At 44.7% G+C, this 17886-nt stretch carries 16 protein-coding genes; 4 read left to right on the top strand and 12 right to left on the bottom strand.

Features of this window, described 5'->3' with window-relative positions; genetic code table 11:
• Window positions 1-3: 3 nt before the first annotated feature.
• The 7 genes from ACE3K2_RS08930 to ACE3K2_RS08900 all read right to left on the bottom strand — a co-directional run bounded on the left by ACE3K2_RS08930 (window position 4) and on the right by ACE3K2_RS08900 (window position 9725).
• Window positions 4-1605 carry an extracellular solute-binding protein gene (locus ACE3K2_RS08930; protein WP_421889014.1) on the bottom strand — a complete coding sequence of 534 codons (1602 nt, stop codon included), beginning with the start codon at window positions 1603-1605 and terminating at the stop codon, window positions 4-6.
• A gap of 395 nt (window positions 1606-2000) precedes the next feature.
• A complete protein-coding gene (locus ACE3K2_RS08925) occupies window positions 2001-2375 on the bottom strand; it encodes a hypothetical protein (protein ID WP_421889013.1) in 375 nt (124 codons plus the stop codon).
• Between the two features lie 120 nt (window positions 2376-2495).
• Complete coding sequence (locus ACE3K2_RS08920) at window positions 2496-4736, bottom strand: helix-turn-helix domain-containing protein (protein ID WP_421889011.1); 2241 nt, start codon at window positions 4734-4736, stop codon at window positions 2496-2498.
• A gap of 21 nt (window positions 4737-4757) precedes the next feature.
• The gene (locus ACE3K2_RS08915; RefSeq protein ID WP_421889009.1) at window positions 4758-5981 is read right to left on the bottom strand and encodes an MFS transporter; all 1224 of its coding nucleotides are present in this window, start codon (window positions 5979-5981) and stop codon (window positions 4758-4760) included.
• Window positions 5982-6024: 43 nt separating this feature from the next.
• Complete coding sequence (locus ACE3K2_RS08910) at window positions 6025-7083, bottom strand: ROK family protein (protein WP_421889007.1); 1059 nt, start codon at window positions 7081-7083, stop codon at window positions 6025-6027.
• 36 nt (window positions 7084-7119) lie between these two features.
• On the bottom strand, window positions 7120-8346 hold the full coding sequence (locus tag ACE3K2_RS08905; RefSeq protein WP_421889005.1) for an ROK family transcriptional regulator: 1227 nt from the start codon (window positions 8344-8346) through the stop codon (window positions 7120-7122).
• Between the two features lie 539 nt (window positions 8347-8885).
• Window positions 8886-9725, bottom strand: a complete 840-nt coding sequence (locus ACE3K2_RS08900; protein WP_339242091.1) for a YitT family protein — start codon at window positions 9723-9725, stop codon at window positions 8886-8888.
• Window positions 9726-10099: 374 nt separating this feature from the next.
• Here ACE3K2_RS08900 and ACE3K2_RS08895 point away from each other — a divergent pair, with 374 nt between their 5' ends.
• The 3 genes from ACE3K2_RS08895 to ACE3K2_RS08885 all read left to right on the top strand — a co-directional run bounded on the left by ACE3K2_RS08895 (window position 10100) and on the right by ACE3K2_RS08885 (window position 12990).
• Entirely contained in the window at window positions 10100-11158 is a 1059-nt protein-coding gene (locus ACE3K2_RS08895) for a fatty acid desaturase (RefSeq protein WP_421889003.1), read from the top strand.
• Between the two features lie 87 nt (window positions 11159-11245).
• Window positions 11246-12394 carry a sensor histidine kinase gene (locus ACE3K2_RS08890; RefSeq protein WP_421891111.1) on the top strand — a complete coding sequence of 383 codons (1149 nt, stop codon included), beginning with the start codon at window positions 11246-11248 and terminating at the stop codon, window positions 12392-12394.
• Window positions 12391-12990: a response regulator transcription factor gene (locus tag ACE3K2_RS08885; protein WP_036608692.1), complete on the top strand. Its 600-nt coding sequence runs from the start codon at window positions 12391-12393 to the stop codon at window positions 12988-12990. The genes ACE3K2_RS08890 and ACE3K2_RS08885 overlap by 4 nt, the downstream gene beginning before the upstream one ends.
• Before the next feature lie 176 nt (window positions 12991-13166).
• Here ACE3K2_RS08885 and ACE3K2_RS08880 read toward each other — a convergent pair whose 3' ends face one another.
• The 3 genes from ACE3K2_RS08880 to ACE3K2_RS08870 form a co-directional block, all read right to left on the bottom strand.
• The gene (locus ACE3K2_RS08880; RefSeq protein WP_421889001.1) at window positions 13167-14060 is read right to left on the bottom strand and encodes a hypothetical protein; all 894 of its coding nucleotides are present in this window, start codon (window positions 14058-14060) and stop codon (window positions 13167-13169) included.
• Between the two features lie 78 nt (window positions 14061-14138).
• Complete coding sequence (locus ACE3K2_RS08875) at window positions 14139-14879, bottom strand: polysaccharide deacetylase family protein (protein ID WP_421888999.1); 741 nt, start codon at window positions 14877-14879, stop codon at window positions 14139-14141.
• A gap of 473 nt (window positions 14880-15352) precedes the next feature.
• Window positions 15353-15856, bottom strand: a complete 504-nt coding sequence (locus tag ACE3K2_RS08870) for a ferritin (RefSeq protein WP_253434589.1) — start codon at window positions 15854-15856, stop codon at window positions 15353-15355.
• Window positions 15857-16027: 171 nt separating this feature from the next.
• On the opposite strand from ACE3K2_RS08870, the gene ACE3K2_RS08865 reads away from it, so the two are divergent.
• Entirely contained in the window at window positions 16028-17287 is a 1260-nt protein-coding gene (locus ACE3K2_RS08865; RefSeq protein WP_421888997.1) for an amino acid permease, read from the top strand.
• A gap of 59 nt (window positions 17288-17346) precedes the next feature.
• On the opposite strand, the gene ACE3K2_RS08860 is transcribed toward ACE3K2_RS08865, so the two are convergent.
• Window positions 17347-17466: a hypothetical protein gene (locus ACE3K2_RS08860; RefSeq protein ID WP_024631887.1), complete on the bottom strand. Its 120-nt coding sequence runs from the start codon at window positions 17464-17466 to the stop codon at window positions 17347-17349.
• Window positions 17467-17566: 100 nt separating this feature from the next.
• Complete coding sequence (locus tag ACE3K2_RS08855) at window positions 17567-17824, bottom strand: YolD-like family protein (RefSeq protein WP_036608707.1); 258 nt, start codon at window positions 17822-17824, stop codon at window positions 17567-17569.
• Window positions 17825-17886 lie beyond the last annotated feature (62 nt).

Genomic DNA, 17886 nt, shown 5'->3' with positions numbered 1-17886 from the left:
TACTTATTTCATCGCTTTGTAAGCTTCTGTACGTTCATCCAGGATCGCTTGACCGCCGCTTGCCATGTAGTCTTTCATCATGCTGTCATACGTGGCTTCAAAATCAGCGGGTTTGGAAATGGTTGTTTTCACAAAGAACTCCATGAATTTGTCTTTCAAGCCGTTACCGTAACGCGCTTCTGCATCAATCGGTTTGGGGAAACGTACAGGTTGAATGGTGTCCGTGTTGGAAATGGCTACCGACTTGCGCATGTCATCCCGATACTTCGACTCTACCTGTACGACATAAGCCTCTTCATTTTTCTTGTCATCCCCAACGTATTTACCATTAACGATAATGGCAATGTCACCGGAATTATAGATACGACCTGCGATTTCAGGAGAAGCATCATCCTTGATCAGCGGCACACCATCCACAAGCTCATAATTCTCATTTTCAACACCGAATTGCAGGTCGAACAAGTTGTTGCCCGAAGCCATCCAATCCAGGTACTTCATCGCTGCTTCCGCATTTTTGCTCGATTTTGGAATCATGACATACATCGCATTGGGAGCATATGCCGGTTTGGCGAATTTGCCTTCGGAGTTTTTGAATGCATCAATCGGTGTGATTACTGCACCAGGTTTATTGGTTTGCAGGTTTTTGTACGTACCGGAGATGTAAATCTCCCCTGCATCCTCGGTGTAGAATCCAACTTTGCCGTTAGATACATCTTCCCACAGCTTTTTCTTGTCTTTGTCGAGTCCAAAGTCCTTGCTCATTAGTCCTTCATTATAAAGTGTGTTCATATATTTCAGGGCGTCTTTGAAACCAGGCAACAACGTTGGATAGTCATTGGAACCCAGTTGTTGTGTTAACGTATATTTTTGTTCTTCCGTCAGTGGTTCAATGAATGACCAGATGAGTGGTTCATATTGAGCCGAGGCAATCGACATCCCCATAGGAATAAGTCCTGTGCCCACCTTACCTGGATCTTTTTCCTTAAAGGCCTTCAATGTTGTATGCAACTCCTCAGCTGTCTGAGGTGAAGGCAGTCCGAGTGCATCCAGCCAGTCCTGACGAACATAGGATGCGTACTTGCCAAGTACAAGACGTTTACCTGGAACCGCAAACTGTTGACCATCGTATTGACCGTAAGCCAGCGTTTCATCTCCCAGGAACTTCTTCAAGTTAGGACCGCTTTGATTGATCAGATCCGTAAGTTCAGTCAGACCTCCTTGCTCTGCATACCGGTTGAATGTTCCCGAGTCGTAGGTAAATACGATATCAGGTACTTCTGATCCACTCGCCATCAGAACGTTAAGCTTCTGTACTTCCTCCGAACGTGGTACCGGAACAAACTGAACATCGATGTTGTTTGGATCACCGAACTTCTCTTGAATGAAGCGAGTCAGATAACTGTCCGAAATGGTGTAGCCCGCCGGAGTATTTCCCCGGTCGAAGATTTCTACTTTCAAAGTCGTTTTTTCCCCCGAACCCGACTCTCCTGATGAAGATGCTGATTCGCTTCCTGATGAACATGCGGATAATAATAGAGTGAATGCTGTTACCACTGCGAGGATTGAACTTGCCTTGCCTGCCTTACGTCTTTGAAATAATCTCATTTGACCTTTCCCCTTTCGCACACACTCTGATATGGATTCACATGATTGCCACTCCACTTTGTTCAGCTCATTTTGTTGCACCTGTGAATGTCACTAATCATTACATACGATCTCAACATTAGACAATAAACTATTTTCAAAATGAGAAAATGACGTTTTTTTAGTTAAACCGTGCGATATATAAACATATTTCGTGACAATATACAATTTTCACACCATTAATGTTAACTATAATAACATACAATGTCTCTTTTTGATCGATTTCTCACATACAATCAGACCTCGCCCAAATCGCAATAATCCATTTTCCATTGAATTCTCTTCTAAAAGCAAAAAAAAGACCACATCTGAAGTGGTCTTCTTGTTTAGCAACATGTATAGAATGATTCGACGTACTAATCTCGCGGCGGAAGATTAAACTTCACTTGACCAAAGATCGTATCCATGGCATTTCCCGCCCATTGATCAATGACATGTTCGTTGCTCGTATCCGTATGTTCCAGGATCAATACATTATACTGCTTATCATAATGCATCCCGCCCAAAATAAACTGTACCGGAATGTTCTGGGCTGAGGCTACCTTCGACATAGCTTGAATAAGTTCGGCTTCATGCCTCTGCCGACTTGTCGTGTACGTTCCAACAGGTATCATTAGCGTATATGACAAGCCATCTACGTTAAAGGTAAATGTATTGTTGCTTGCTGTAATGGTAACCTGTTTACCAATATCTACCGATCCCCACACTTGCTGTCCGTATTTGTACATCATGTGCAACTCCTGCCCTATGAATGAATGGATTATCATAATCTAGTATAGGACATTCGTGTAATTCCTTAACGCACTCGCTTAATAGACGCAAGATGTTGCTACCACTCAGAACCTCGTTATTCAATCCTCTTGTTTCCCACTCTGCTTACGGTAGTCCCCTGGTGTCACGCCCATAATCCGTTTAAATACTCTGCCGAAGGAGATGGCATTGGCATAACCCACTTGCAGAGCAATATCCTGAACAGGCATATCGGATGCGGATAATAAACGGCAGGCCTTTTCGACCCTCAATTTCACCAGGAAATCAACAAACTTCATCTCAAACTCTTCCTTGAACAGATAACTCGCATATTTGCCCGAAATTTGGAACCGATCACTCAGATGTTTCAGCGACAGATCCGGATCATCAAAATGTTCTTCAATATAAATCCGCAGTTCGTTGATCATTGCGCGATGACTTTTCGTTTCATTCACAGACACATAATTGCGATAGACCTCTTTCAGCCATTCCTGCAAAATCTCCTGAATACCCTCCAATGTCTCCGCATGCTGGATATTACTGCGAAGACGAGTCAGGATTTCCTCTGCAAATTGGCTCTGCAACCGCTCAGACAGCTCTCCGAATTCACGCGACAACATCTGGATTAATGCCTGCAGCAACATACGAATATCTTGATCTGTAATCTGATCTTCGCCGAATGCAACAAACATCTGGTCCAGCTGCGTCCGCCAACCATCACCGGTTAGTCTGAATTCGCGGACAAAGTCGGCCAGCATCTGCAAGTACTTGTACGATTGCAGCTCAATACGATCCGGCAGTTGCTCACTGAGAACGATCGCATCCTTACCAAGAGTAAGTCTATGCTGCAAACCGGCATCTGCACTGGCATACGATTGAGTAATCTCCTCCCAACCCGATACGGTTCGTCCAATCCCGAAGGTAAACCGGAGACGGAAATTTTCCGCGATCCACATATGCATCTGTTTAGCCAGATCCATAAGCAATTCACGGTCCAGTCCTTCCTGCTCATCCGATGCAATCACCACAATAAGCCTACGGTTTCCAAACCATTCAGCCCAACCACCGAATTGGGTCTCGTTCTGCACAAGTTCTTCCACCACATTCATGAGCGCTATCTTCAGAATATTCTGATTGCTCGAGAGATCGTCACCATTCATCTCCGCAATGAGGACAGCAACACTCTTCGGTTCCATGAATCGTTCCTCTAGCGGTTGCAGATGGCGAAGTCGCTGGCGGAACGAATCCATTCGCTCCCCTTCCATCAGATCAACAAGTAACTGTCTGCGATGAATCAGCAGGTTTTCATGATGCTGTTTCTCATAATCAACCGTCTGAGCTATCAGATGTTCGAGCGCACGGTCGATGAGAGCCAGTTCATCCTTAACGGCCGGAGCTGCTTCATCCTCCTCGGCACGTGGCTGTAACGCCTGAATTCGATTCATGATAAGTTGGATGGGCCGCGTATTTCTGCGCGTAATGTAGATCAATCCCGCCACCGCGCCAACAATCGTTAACAATCCAATGCCAATCCACACATAAGAGACAAGCGATACCCAAGAATACAGTTGTCCGGATTGAATGCCACTCTCGAAGACGAGACCAAGCTTGTCCGCAGACACACGGTTAAGGATTTCACCTGCTGAAGGGTCCATTTGATGCGCGCTATAGATCAGATTATCGCTTTTGTCCCGAACCTGAAGAACAGATAACTTTTCATTCGTCATATTGTCTATCTGGCGTTCGACTGCATACATTCGGATTGTAATGACCAGCAGACCTTCCCCGCCCCACGGCAAAGGAAGCCACTTGTTCATGCTAATGACCTGTGAAGGTACATCGAAGGAACGTTCCTTGTATTCACGCGGCAGGTTCCAACCGAGGTTCTCCCGATCTTTCAAGGCTTGTTCAATATAGGCACGATCTTCGAAATCCTCCAAGCGCATCATACCTCTAGGCGTAAGGATCTGGGAATCCGACATCCGATAGAGATAAATGGATTGGATCATATCCTGCTGATCCAGCATCCGTCCCAGCCCGCTTGCCGCATCATAGATAAACTGACTTGATAATTGTCCCTGTCCAGCTTCCAGAAAGCGACTGTATGTTTTGTTCGCACCAATGTCTTCAAGTAACCGAAGTTCAATGTCACTTAGCGAGCGTTCCAGTGTATCCACGATATAACGGGTGGAGATCATGTCGGCTTTTTGTGTTTCGTTACGTGAGAGTTCGTTGACAATCAGGAAGGAGAGAAAGATCAGAATGGAAATCGTAAGCAGGAAAATAGGGAAATAGGAATACATCAACTTGGTGTGCCAATTCCGCTTCAGATTTACTTTCATAGGCTCCAACTCCTTCCATCTCTATTCTAATGAGTATGCTCTTCTCTGTTCTTTGGCCTGCCTGCTGACGATATACAGAATCACTGATCCTAGTGCCGCACTGATTGTGCAAGCCAGATACATCAGTGATGGACCGCCGGAATCAAGCAAGTATCCGTTAAGCATATTACCAACAATTCCGCCCAAGCCAGCAAACACCATGTTAAATAAACTTTGTCCCGTGGCCTGCATCTCCCGTCCCGTAACGGATGCCACATATTCCACTGCTGCAATATAGAAGAATCCGAAGGATAACCCATGCAGCACCTGAACACCAATCATGACCTCAGGCGTCGGCCATAGCCATTGTATTCCCCAACGTAACATATACGCCCCCGCTGCAAGCAACATCGTCCGTTCATGTCCCCATTTTCGGAGTATGAATGCCGCCGCCAACATGGATGGAACATTGGTGATCGATGCAAGCAACAGCGCCGTACCTGTCATCGTCACAGAACCGCCAGCCATCTGAAATGAAATAACAAAAAAGGAGTTAAACGCAGTGAGCGTTTGGTTAACCAGGAAACAACCTGTTAGAAATAGAAGGAATGTCCGATTTCGGAGCAATCTTGCCAAACCTACGGAGAAGGTTACCGAGGACGAGGATATGCTCGTCTGCCGGGGAAGTGTACTTGCCAGTATGGCGCTCAGAACGTTAAACATCAGAAATGGCAGCCATAACATGTGAATGGAAAACTGAGAGAGATACATCCCTGCTGCAAATCCACCAACTCCCGTTCCTATGCTCCCGAAGAGTCGGATCATGCCATATGAGGTATTGGCTGCTCTCGCGGCGGTAACCGCATAGGAGTCAGCCACAGGTATTTGAGTCACTTGGAATATGGTGCATAAAGTATAAATCAATATTAATATAATGTACACTTGAATATTGTAGAAGTACGCTAAAGATGCAGGAACAAGCAGGCTTATGACCAGTACGAACCGTGTCTTCTTAAACTTATCTACCAGAATTCCCCATATAGGTTGAAGAATAATGGATACAAGTGTGCCAAACGCCATGATAAATCCGGTCTCTTTACTGGTAAAACCTTGTGCAACCAAAATGGGATTAATGTATGGGTTAAACATTCCCCCGGCAAGCCCCATAAACAGATACAGGCCCTGTAATTTGAGTAAAACACGTCTTGCATCATTGGAATCGGCTTTTGTTTTCTCTGTGTAAGCCTTCATATGTCTGCTTCTCATCCGGATCTCCATCCTTTAATTCTGTAGTGGCTTCCCCTATTCTCTATTGATACGTCCGCGCCAGACTCAACCTGATTGCAGCCAATGCCCCGATTGCTCCTGCTCTATTACCAAGTTCAGCTACAGCTAAACATGCAGGCAGAACGGTGTAACGTTCGAGGCGTGTACGCACTTCATTTAGATAATAGGATGGGTTGGATGCTGCCACACCACCACCGAGTACAATAATGGAAGGATTAAGTAAAGCCATAATATTCGCCAGACCTCTAGCCATATAACGCATAGGCAGTTCCAGAATCTCAAGTGCAGCAACATCACCTGATTCGGCTGCCTTGAATACATGTCTGGCTTCAATCTGTTCCATTTCCCCTCCTGCCAGACTCATAATTAGAGATAAGTTACTGCCCTTTCCATCCATAAAATAATGCCTCGCCTGTTCGGTAATGCCCGTACCTGAAGTCGCTTGCTCAAATACGCCAAAGGAATCCGCATCCGCAACGTAACCGGTATGAAGCCCTTTGTCTCCTGCAATGAAATGCCCAATCTCACCTGCTGCTCCATTCTGGCCGCTATAGAGCTGTCCATTCAGGATAAGAGCAGCTCCGATGCCTGTTCCAACTGTGACCATCACACAGTGTTGATGTCCCTGCGCCGCCCCTTGATCATATTCTCCCATTGCGGCCAGATTCACATCATTATCCAACATGATATTGCCGTTATAATACTTCGCAATCACAGGACGAATATCATTTTCAGGCCACTGAAAAGCTGGAGCATTTCGCAGGATGCCTTCCTCCTGCAGAATCACACCCGGGAATCCCAAGCCTGCACCTGAAAGTTGATCCAGACTGATTCCTACCTCGCGGCAGAACGTTTCCAATTCAGCAAATAACCATCGGAAGAACTCATCCGGCTGATCACTGGCAAGCGTAGGCAAGATATGTTCATGAACTTCACTTCCAGCCTGTTGTGATGACAAAAGCATCAATGTTTTGGTGCCTCCAATATCAATACCTGCAATCCATTCGGAAGGATTACCTCCAACCGCACCCTCCTGATTGGTCTGATCATCCATACTTACGTTTTTCACGGATTCTGTCATCCCGTTTTCCTCCTCAACTGTTGTATAAGCTATCTCCTATTCCAACGCTTCCTGCTGAAGATTCAGCATTGTTTGTTGTATGGCCACTTGCACCGCGCCAGTGACAACAGCCTGCTCACCAAGCTTGGAACAGTTTAACTGGGGTTGTACCGGGAACTGCTCGGATATGATCTGCCTTAATACAGGCAATAACACATCGCCGTTCCCTCCTACACCTCCGCCAAGCACAATGAGATCTGGAGCAAGCACAACGCTAATCTGACGCAGGGCTGAAGCAATCATCCGGCTGTATTGTTGTAGAATGTCTAACGCCTCTACTTCTCCACTACGTGCAGCTTCAAATAACTTCTCGGGTGTCAGGTGTCTGTGAAGATCATCTGTAACTACATGTCCTTTTACATCCGAATCCGAATCAGCAACTTCCAATAGTTCATCATGCGAATTAAGGTGAAGGTTCGCCAGTTGCATCAGACCATCAGCTGATAACACTTCCTCCAGGCGTCGGCCATCCTCCATCAGCATCTCTGCAATCTCTCCAGTTAAGCCACCAAGCCCTCGCAGCAGTTGGCCATGTACCATGATGCCAGCTCCCGTCCCTGTACCGATGGAGAAAAAAACAAATAAGGGATAACCTGCTGCTGCACCACTCCGATACTCCCCAAGTGCCGCAAGATTCACATCATTTTCCAGGATTACTTCACAGGGAAAAGCTCCAGACAACGACTTTAGAGAGAAAGCTTGTTCAAGACCGGCTAACGGGTCCACAATACGATGGATGTGCCCTGAGTCAGGCAGGACTACGCCCGGTATGCCGAACCCGATGCACTGAATCTGATCCCAGTTCAGATGATTCTCATCCAGCAATTCGTTCATATGGCTTCGAAGAAGCTCCAGCATTGTTGCTTCTGCTTGCTCATGAGTTTCTTGGACAACCATGGGGTGTGTTCGATAGGCGATGATCTCTCCATTCAGATCGGATAATGCGAGCCGAATACGTGTTGCGCCGATATCTATACCACAGACATAATAAGCCGTTTCATTGAAACGAATGAGAGTTGCTTTACGCCCCTGCGCATTGTCAGCTCTCCCCATTTCCTTTACCAGATTACGGTCAATCAGATGTTCAACCGCCAACGACACCGTGGGTTTACTAAGTCCGGTCTGACGGCTGATATCCGCTCTCGACATGGTCCCCTGAGTTATCAGGGCATCCATAATGAGATTTTCATTCAGATTGCGGATATATTGCGGTGTGCCAGCCATGCGATCGCCTCCTTTGTTAGTTAGTTAAGTTTATTAACAAATTAATTAAATTCAATATATCATCGTGCCTGATAGGTGTACAGCTTTTTGTCATTGTACTCTTTTTACTAGAAAGAACCTCGCCTTCACTCGTAACACAAAAGCCTAATAAAGGAATTATTATACAATAATAGACGTTTATACATTACCGAAACAGTGACCCGCTCATAGTATACCTTATCACGATCAGGGAGGTTTTAATATGTATAGAAAACATCATAAATGTCATCATCCAAGACCAAAGTGTTTTTACAAAAAAATTACGAAAACTTGTGTTACCAAAGTTAAATATGTCCCAGTAAAGTGTAAAAAACACTGTCATGTCACCGTTGAATTCTGTCCAGTCAAAAAAAGAAGACATTATTAATATTCTTTTGCCCTTCTCTATGGAGAAGGGTTCTTTCTTTTTGAACTAGATTAATACCCGGTTCAATTAACCTATTAAAAAAAGTTGCAGTGATGTGTCACCGCAACTCCCTTCTTTCATATAAACCTATTACTCAAGTTTTGGAAAGTTCAATAAATCCTTCACCAAATACATCACGCACATCATGAATGGTGATAAAGGCAATCTCGTCTTCCGCTCGTACAATCTTCTTCAGCATGGAGACTTCCTGCTTACTAATCACGATGTATAGAATTTCTTTCTTATTTTTCGTGTAATAGCCATGACCGGACAGAACGGTTACTCCGCGGTCCATCTTCTCAATCACTTGCTTCGCAATCTCATCCTGTTTGGACGAGATAATCATAACCGCCTTTTTTGGATTGAGTCCTTCAATAATGAACTCCATCGTTTTGGTACCCACAAACAGCAAGACAATCGTACACATCAGACCTTGCGGTCCTATAATGAAGAAAGATGAGAAAGCCACAATCAAATCAAAAAATAATAATCCATAACTGATGTTCCAATCCAGATATTTATTGGCAAGCCGTGCCAGAATAACGGTTCCGGCTGTTGTTCCCCCCACTCGGACAATCAATCCGATCCCAAGACCGGCAAACAATCCACCAAATATCGTATTAATCCACAGCTCATGCGAGTCAATTGTCCAGCTCTCTGTCAGATGCAGGAACAATGAGTTGAACACAACCGCAATAATCGTATATACCGTTGTTGTTTTATCAAGAAACCGATATCCCACAATTAACAAGATACCGTTCAGGATCAGGTTCATCAGTCCAGGTGACCATTCAAACAGGTAATACAGAATAATTGTAATGCCCGTTACCCCGCCTTCGGCCAAATCGTTCGGGATCACGAACAGGTTCACCGCCAGTGCAAACAGAAATGCACCTGCCATAATAAATAGAATATCCGTAATTCGTTTCTTCATTATGCATTCCATCCAATCCATCAGAAATCAACCTAATCGACCCGTCTCATAAGTTGTCATAATCACTCAAAGATAGATTTTACCATGCTCACAACGAAATTTGTATACATAATACAAATTGTTGCGTCATTTGTGCAAAGGAATTTGTAAAACGTTCTCTTTTGTCTTCTGCAAAGCCATTCAGCATCACACACCCATGACAAATGTCATGGTCCATCATTGATATTCATCATTACAGAGGGCTGACGTTTATGACTTACTGTCATGATCGGATTGTTTTACAATGATAAAAACGCTTCCTACAGGAAAGTTTAGCGGGAAGCGCCAAGTTGTAGCTGATTACAGTTATAACGATTGAAGGAGGACACAATTTTATGAATAGATCAAAAGAAATGGCCTTAAAAAAGGAAGTCACACCTTACGAAAAAAATGATCTCAGATTAAGTATCCGTCAGTTAATCAATACATTGCTCCCGCTCTTCCTGTTATGGGCTGCAGCTTACTTTAGCTTATCGGTTTCCTACTGGCTAACCTTCCCGATTGCCTTGGTGGCATCCGGATTTGTACTGCGGACCTTTATCATCTTCCATGACTGTTGTCATGGTTCGTTCTTCAAGAGCAAACGCGCCAATGATATTCTCGGTACCATTACGGGTGTATTAACAGTAACACCTTATCAGCAGTGGAAAAACGAGCATTCTATCCATCACGCGACAAGCAGTAATCTTGACAAACGTGGTGTAGGTGATATCTGGGTTATGACGGTTGACGAATACAAAGCAGCTTCTCCTTGGGGACGTCTCTTCTATCGGATTTATCGTAACCCATTCGTATTGTTTTGTATCGGACCTATCTACGTGTTTCTGTTGGCTTACCGTTTTAACCGTAAAGGTGCAAGACGTAAAGAACGTATCAACACACATCTGACTACCGTATTAATCGTAGTGCTCTATGCATTCATGTCCTGGTTAGTCGGATGGCAGGCTTTTGTAATGGTGCAGGCACCTATCTTCTTCTTCTCCGGTTTCTTTGGTATCTGGCTGTTCTACGTGCAACATCAGTTCGAAGAGACGTATTTTGAACATGAAGATGAATGGAGTTATGTAAAAGCAGCTGTTGAAGGTAGTTCTTATTACAAATTGCCAAAATTATTGCAATGGATTAGTGGTAATATTGGGTTTCACCATGTGCATCACTTGAGCCCGCGTGTACCTAACTATTTCTTGGAAGAAGCTCATAACGCAACACCACCCTTGCAAAAAGCAACTACTATTACACTACGTTCCAGTCTGGTTGCCCTGCGTTTCCGTCTGTGGGATGAAGAATCTAAACAGTTCATTAGTTTTAGACAGCTCAAAAATCTATCCCGCAAACCTTATGTTCAACCGACTATCCGTGTAACGAATCCAGCGGGTCTGACAGAGAAGCCTTAACTCTGTCGGATTCGTTTTCTTGTGTTCAAGCCATAGTCATGCTACAGTCATGCTAAAGTTGAATACAAGTGCAAGGAGGAGAATTACATTCAAAAGTGGATGCAGATTTTTTATAAAAATACAGGGTTAAATCCTTATGTATGGGTTGTCTTTTTCATCCTGCCCTTCTATTACATTTCACAATATTCCAAATTATGGACGATGGTAACGGGCATTGTTATCATACTTGTTTTCTTCGTCTGTTATCTGCTCGCCTTCATTACCAAGGGATGGCAGGTATACATGTGGATTGGATTGCTCATTGCCATATCCATTACGATGACGATCGCCTATGATTATGCCTACTTCTCATTGTTTCTTGCTTTTTTTATTGGGAATATTAAAAATAAAGCCGGTTTCTTCACCCTCTACTCGGTGAACTTGGGAGCCAGTTTCCTAACCATTAATTATGGCTTTATCAATCAAAGTTCATTATTGGTGAGTCAGTTCCCGTTTGTATTCATCAGCTTAATGGCCTCCATCCTGCTTCCAATCAGTACGTATAACAAAAACAAGACTGAACAATTGGAAGGCCAATTGGAGAATGCGAACAAGCGACTCGATGAGCTCGTAAAAATGGAAGAACGCCAGCGTATCGCTCGTGACCTGCACGATACACTTGGACAGAAGCTCTCTCTGATCGGTCTGAAAACCGATCTGGCGAGACGGCTGCTCCGCAATAATCCCGATCAGGCTGAGATCGAATTGAACGACCTCAGACAAACGGCAAGCACAGCTCTGAAGGAAGTCCGGGAAATGGTCACTACCATGCGTGGTACACAATTGGTCGATGAACTGTTCCGGGCGGAGCAGATTCTAAAGGCCGCTTCGATTGAATTTGTGCTAGAAGGCAATCCGAAGTTACAAGATACATCACAATTAAATGAAAATGTGCTCGGTATGTGCTTGAAAGAAGCTGTCACCAATGTCGTCAAACATAGTCAGGCAACAGCATGTACCATCGTTATTGAGGAAACCCCCGCCAATAATGTACTCACGGTACAAGACAACGGCGTCGGAATAGAACGATCACACAGACAGGAGCGGCGCGGAACAGGAATTTTGGGCATGAAAGAACGACTTGAATTTGTAAACGGCTGTCTGGATATTCGATCTGATACAGACATTCAGGGTACAGAAATTATTATTCATGTTCCCAAACTCGTCCGCAAACCGATAAAGGAGGCAGAATCATGATCAGAATTGTAATCGCGGAAGATCAGCGCATGATGCTTGGTGCCTTATCTTCCCTCCTCAATCTGGAGGAAGATATGGAAGTTGTCGGACGTGCCAGCAACGGCCAGGAAGCCCTTGCCCTTGTCCAGGAACTTGCACCCGACATCTGTCTGATGGATATAGAAATGCCCGTGAAAAGCGGCCTCGAAGCTGCAGAAGAACTTAAAGGAATGAGCTGTAAGGTCATTATCCTGACCACTTTTGCCAGAACCGGATATTTCGAACGTGCCCTCAAGGGCGGCGTTCGCGGTTACCTGCTCAAAGACAGTCCCATTGAAGAACTTGCTGAGTCGATCCGCCAAGTCATGAATGGCAGACGCATCTTCGCTCCCGACTTGGTAGATGAAGCTTATGTAGAAGAAAATCCCCTGACCGAACGGGAGAATGCCGTACTTGGCCTCATGGCAGATGGGAAGAACACCAAGGAAATCGCCGGACATCTGTTCATCACAACGGGTACGGTGCGTAACTACATCTCCATTATTCTCAACAAGTTAAATGCCAGTAACCGCATTGAGGCCATCACTCGCTCCAAAGAAAAAGGGTGGTTCAAATGAAAGTACCGCTTTAACCCATTGAAACAAAAATAAGCTTGTACCTTGGCTGAACAAGCCATAACATGCTCCAAATAAAAAGCGAGGCTCAGAAAAAATTCTGGGCCTCGCTTTTTTCTATGTTTACTATAACAGTCCAACACTCATCTCTTTTACATTACAGGATATCCGTAAAGCACTCAAGATTTCACAGATACAGCCATGCCAAGAGCTTCTAGTGGGACTTGATCGGTCTTAAGCTGATGAATTTTGTTACCGTCCTGCCATGAGATCGTTACATGAACCGACTTTCCACCACTTGGATATTCAACCTTGATATTTCCTTTATCTTTGGGCACAGGCAATGTATGTGACTCCAGATACTCCACCATTTTCTTCGCTATGCCCGGATTATTCATTTCATCTTCGGAAACTGAACGAATCTGCAGCGTCCATCTGCCTTCTTGCCAAGTCAGATATTGACTGCCTGCGGCACCTTCACTCATGCCTTTGATGCCATGTCCCAGATCCACAGCCATATCTGCTGGAATATCTTTCAGGTCCGTCTCAGGGAAAATACTATCCTGATCAGGATTCTTATACGTCTTCACTTCATAGGAAGCCAGTGCAGGTATCTTACTGTCGGATGCAGTTAAAGATTGATCATTAACAGCAACAGACTGAGTGGTGGCGTAGAAATTCACTTTAAATGCATCAGCAGTATTGGACAGAATTGCCGCACCCAAAGATGTGCCCTTGTCCAATATGAATGAAGTGGGTAACGCTGCATCCTCCATCTTCAACTGATTGCGAACTTGCATGATCACATCACTCACACCTGATTGACCGCCCGTCTGCGCTCCTGATGTTTCTACACTATTGGCTGTTCCCGTGTTTTCTTTAGTTCCTGTTTCATTTTCATTAGAAAAATCAGCACCCCCGCTGCCAGTCTCGGTCTGCTCACCCACTGTTGTCGTTGGTGAAGTACTACTCTCTGATGATGCAGCATTCGAATCCGGTCCGCCACATCCTGCCAGAGCAAGTAAAACGGCTGTTGTAACCGGAATGGTCATCCATAATGATTTTCTCTTCATGATGTGTACCTCCTTCGTTGTAGTCAATCTGTTGTCTTGGACTATCTAACCTCTGATTGAATCGAAAAATTAAAAAGATTAACGCTTGTCATTCCAGAAGTTAACCGGCTGCACTTTCTTGCTTAATACTTCAAAATGATATCCTTCTGCCTTCAGTGTTTTTAATACTTCCGGTAATACTTTCAACGTTGCTTCCTGGTCGTGCATAAGCACAACCGGCGTTGTTCCGCTCTTTTGCACATTGTGGATCTGCTTCATTACACTGTTATAAACCTTCTGGTGATCTTTCTTGTATTTCCAGTCTTCCGAATCTACATTCCAATCCCATAGATGGAATCCACCCTGACCCAGCAGCACATTACGGAATGCAGGTTTCAGATATGGTTTACTGCCATATGGCGTCCGAACGAGACTTGTTTTAACTCCGGCAACCTTGTTCAGACTTACATTGGCCTGTTGCATCTCTTTCAATCCGCTATATGCGGATTTATAGAATTTGCTTGGAACGTGGCTCACGCCATGCAGCCCCAAACCATGCCTGTCAGCTACGATTCGTTTGGTAGCCTTCTGAAATTTCTCCATCTGAGGACCCAGCATGAAAAACGTTGCTTTTGCATTATACTGATCCAGAATATCCAGTAACTGACCCGTGTGAGCGGTTGGCCCATCATCAAAAGTCAGGTATATGATTTTGGAATTTGCTTTGCTTGCACTATCCTTGGATGCAGCGGACTTGGCAGATACTGACTGCGGCAATAATAGTGGAATGATTAGTAAAATAGCAAGTGTGAGCATGATAGATTTGCGAATATGTAACATAATTAAAAATCTCCCTTGTGTGTTATATTTCCCCGGGTGTCACTGTTTTTCTATCTTCATCCCTTGGCGATTAATCCTAATACTATCAAAGATAGTGACTCCTGTTCTCGCTTCAAAGGCTACGGTAGAGTTACACTTTTGTCAGATAAACCTAAAATTTAATACGAATTTGATAGATTTGAGCAAAAAAAGATCCCGTCAGGATAGATCAATTGTGACATATCCTTTATTACCCACATTCATAGTTTTGATAGACTTTTGCTCCAATTCAAGCAAATCAATACAAACATTAAATGGATATTCATGCACAAAAAAGCCTGCACAAGTGCAGGCTTCTTCGTCTTCAGTCAGCATATGCATCAACCCATTATCCCTTGCAGGGAGATTTCCCCCCATTGCTTCAGGGTCATTACCTCATGCTGTATGTAAATGGTGTTGTTTCTCTGGAATCTTATCGACTCCCAACTTACAAGTTATTCAGCAGGAGCAGTGAACGAACGTTTGCCAAACTCAGCATCCAGCATGTAGAAGGCATTGCTGTCTTTTTCAATGCGGCGCAGCTTCTGAATAATGTTGTCAAACAATGCTTCCTCTTCAACCTGCTCATCAATGAACCATTTCAGGAAATACATCGTTGCATGTTCACGTTCATTCAGAGCGATGTCAGCCAGATTGTAGAATTTTTTCGTATTTTGCTGTTCATGAGCATAACCATGTTCAAATACATCCAGCATCGAAGCATATTCATTCTTCGGTTCTGGCAAAGCCGCCAGTGTAGCACGTTGTCCACGATCATTCAGGAATTTGTATATTTTCATACCATGGAATCGCTCCTCTTCGGCTTGCACGATGAAGAAGTTCGCAAATCCATCCAGACTTTTGCTGGAACAATAGGCTGCCATAGCCAGATATACATGAGCGGAATAAAACTCGAAGTTCATCTGTTCATTTAACGATGCTGTTAACTCTTGGCTCATTATCCAAACACCTCTTTCTTTCTCTAGGGATGGTTATATTCTAACATAACGTCAGCAGGACTTACACCGATTTTCTACAAAATTCGCCAATGACTGATTGGTTCTCCTCCTATATAATTACATAGTCATTATCAGAATAATTCCAATCTGGAAGGTAGGCTAATACATTATATGAACACCTCTTCACAGCTCAAAAAAACAATTGGCATGCCGCAAGCCGTTGCGCTTTATGTAAGTGCAGTACTCGGTTCAGGTGTCCTGATTGTGCCCGGACTGGCTGCTGAACTGGCAGGTCCAGCTTCGCTATTGGCTTGGGGTGGTATGGTCCTGCTCATTCTGCCACTCGCTTTATCCATGGGACTATTATCTGCCCGATATCCCGATGCAGGCGGTGTATCCCATTTCGTTACCCTTGCTTTTGGACAACGTGCTGGTACAATCATTGGCTGGTTCTTTTTGATGTCGGTACCCATAGGAGCTCCTGTCGCAGCTCTGACTGGTGCAGGATATATGACGGCTGCGTTGGGGCTTGGTGAACATGTCCGAATTGCTATTGCTGCTATAATGCTGGCGATTGGATTGATCATTAATATCGTTGGTATGCAAGTTGCTGGTAAAGTACAGATTGGTGTCGTCATCGCTATTGTTGCTGTACTGGTGATGGCCTTTGTTCTGGCTCTACCCAATATGAAAGCCATCCATTACACCCCATTTATGCCTAATGGCTGGGTCAGTATCGGTCAAGCCGGGGCAATTCTGTTCTGGTGTTTTATTGGCTGGGAGGCGGTATCTCACTTGTCTGAAGAATTCACTGATCCTCGAAAAGCAGCCATTAAAGGTGTGACTATCGCTGCGATTATCGTAGGTGTGCTCTACTTCCTGACAGCCTTGGCTACTGTAGGTACACAAAGTTATCTTCATGGCGGGGCAGATGTGTCCCTCGTATGGATCATTAGTCAACCCCTCGGTGTCTGGGGTGCCTGGATCGCTGGACTAACAGGCATATTCATCTGTACTGCAACCGTTATTGCCTACGCTGGGGCAGCTTCACGGGTTGGTTACGCCCTCGCGAGACAAGGGGCTGCACCGCGCTTTATGGCTCATCTGTCCAATCGCTTCCATACACCCGTAGCAGCAATCGGATTCCTGGCAGTCTGCTTCATTCTGGTGCTGAGTGTCTATGCTAGTGGCATCGTTTCGCTTACAACGCTGATTCAACTTCCCAATGCAACCTTTATCCTCACATATCTTGGGGGCTGTGCAGCAGGAATCAGGTTATTGAAAGGTAGTCGCACCGGCGTAACCATTAGCTGGATTTCATTTGTAGCCACAGCAATTGTATTCCCTTTTGCCGGATGGGCGGTATTGTACCCGGTTCTTATTGTTCTTCTCTATGGCTTGTTCAGCCGCAAACAACCATCCAAGATCTGAACGAACAAAAAAGCTCTGCCACTATGGCAGAGCTTCTTTCATTCTTTAGAGATATGCAATTATACCAAGAACGCTTTGGAGATGATAACCAACAGGATGAACAGAACCAGAATGGCACCTACAGAAGTGAAACCTCCGTATCCGTAGCCTCTTGCTTCTCCACCTAATACTTCGCTCATTGACCGTACCTCCTCTGCAACAGGTATGGGTTATCTTATGCAGGAAGAACGACTTTGACAGGGCGGATGCCCTAATTATTCAGATTGCTGTTTTTTTCGTTCAGTACCGGGGAGATTGCACACGCATGATATCCAAAAAAGGCACCTTCGCGGTGAACTCTTCTTCGGTATACTCCACATGCACGAGTCGTGTACGGGAGTCCATTTTGACAATGACTCCTTGCACCTGGTCTTCTTTGCCCCATACGGTCAACAGTACTTCCGAACGTTCACGAAAGGCTTCAACCAGTTGATTTCCCAACTCTTCAAGTTCAAACTCATCCCGTGTAGGTCTTTTTGCTACTTTTGCTTTTGCCAATGTGGCTGCCTCCTCTACTCCGACGTCCCGATTCCACGGGTTGATTGCCGAGTTCGTATTCA

The organism is Paenibacillus sp. (assembly GCF_048976745.1).
Taxonomy (GTDB): Bacteria; Bacillota; Bacilli; order Paenibacillales; family Paenibacillaceae; genus Paenibacillus.
Note: the sequence above shows the minus strand (reverse complement) of the source record. Positions and strands in the feature narration are given on the sequence as shown.

What these genes read in the sequence shown, in the direction of transcription:
- ACE3K2_RS08915 (WP_421889009.1), bottom strand. Translation starts at nt 5,981, where the DNA reads ATGAGAAGCAGACATATGAAGGCTTACACAGAGAAAACAAAAGCCGAT.
- ACE3K2_RS08910 (WP_421889007.1), bottom strand. Translation starts at nt 7,083, where the DNA reads ATGACAGAATCCGTGAAAAACGTAAGTATGGATGATCAGACCAATCAG.
- ACE3K2_RS08885 (WP_036608692.1), top strand. Translation starts at nt 12,391, where the DNA reads ATGATCAGAATTGTAATCGCGGAAGATCAGCGCATGATGCTTGGTGCC.
- ACE3K2_RS08905 (WP_421889005.1), bottom strand. Translation starts at nt 8,346, where the DNA reads ATGGCTGGCACACCGCAATATATCCGCAATCTGAATGAAAATCTCATT.
- ACE3K2_RS08860 (WP_024631887.1), bottom strand. Translation starts at nt 17,466, where the DNA reads ATGAGCGAAGTATTAGGTGGAGAAGCAAGAGGCTACGGATACGGAGGT.
- ACE3K2_RS08875 (WP_421888999.1), bottom strand. Translation starts at nt 14,879, where the DNA reads ATGTTACATATTCGCAAATCTATCATGCTCACACTTGCTATTTTACTA.
- ACE3K2_RS08880 (WP_421889001.1), bottom strand. Translation starts at nt 14,060, where the DNA reads ATGAAGAGAAAATCATTATGGATGACCATTCCGGTTACAACAGCCGTT.
- ACE3K2_RS08865 (WP_421888997.1), top strand. Translation starts at nt 16,028, where the DNA reads ATGAACACCTCTTCACAGCTCAAAAAAACAATTGGCATGCCGCAAGCC.
- ACE3K2_RS08925 (WP_421889013.1), bottom strand. Translation starts at nt 2,375, where the DNA reads ATGATGTACAAATACGGACAGCAAGTGTGGGGATCGGTAGATATTGGT.
- ACE3K2_RS08930 (WP_421889014.1), bottom strand. Translation starts at nt 1,605, where the DNA reads ATGAGATTATTTCAAAGACGTAAGGCAGGCAAGGCAAGTTCAATCCTC.
- ACE3K2_RS08900 (WP_339242091.1), bottom strand. Translation starts at nt 9,725, where the DNA reads ATGAAGAAACGAATTACGGATATTCTATTTATTATGGCAGGTGCATTT.
- ACE3K2_RS08920 (WP_421889011.1), bottom strand. Translation starts at nt 4,736, where the DNA reads ATGAAAGTAAATCTGAAGCGGAATTGGCACACCAAGTTGATGTATTCC.
- ACE3K2_RS08895 (WP_421889003.1), top strand. Translation starts at nt 10,100, where the DNA reads ATGAATAGATCAAAAGAAATGGCCTTAAAAAAGGAAGTCACACCTTAC.
- ACE3K2_RS08870 (WP_253434589.1), bottom strand. Translation starts at nt 15,856, where the DNA reads ATGAGCCAAGAGTTAACAGCATCGTTAAATGAACAGATGAACTTCGAG.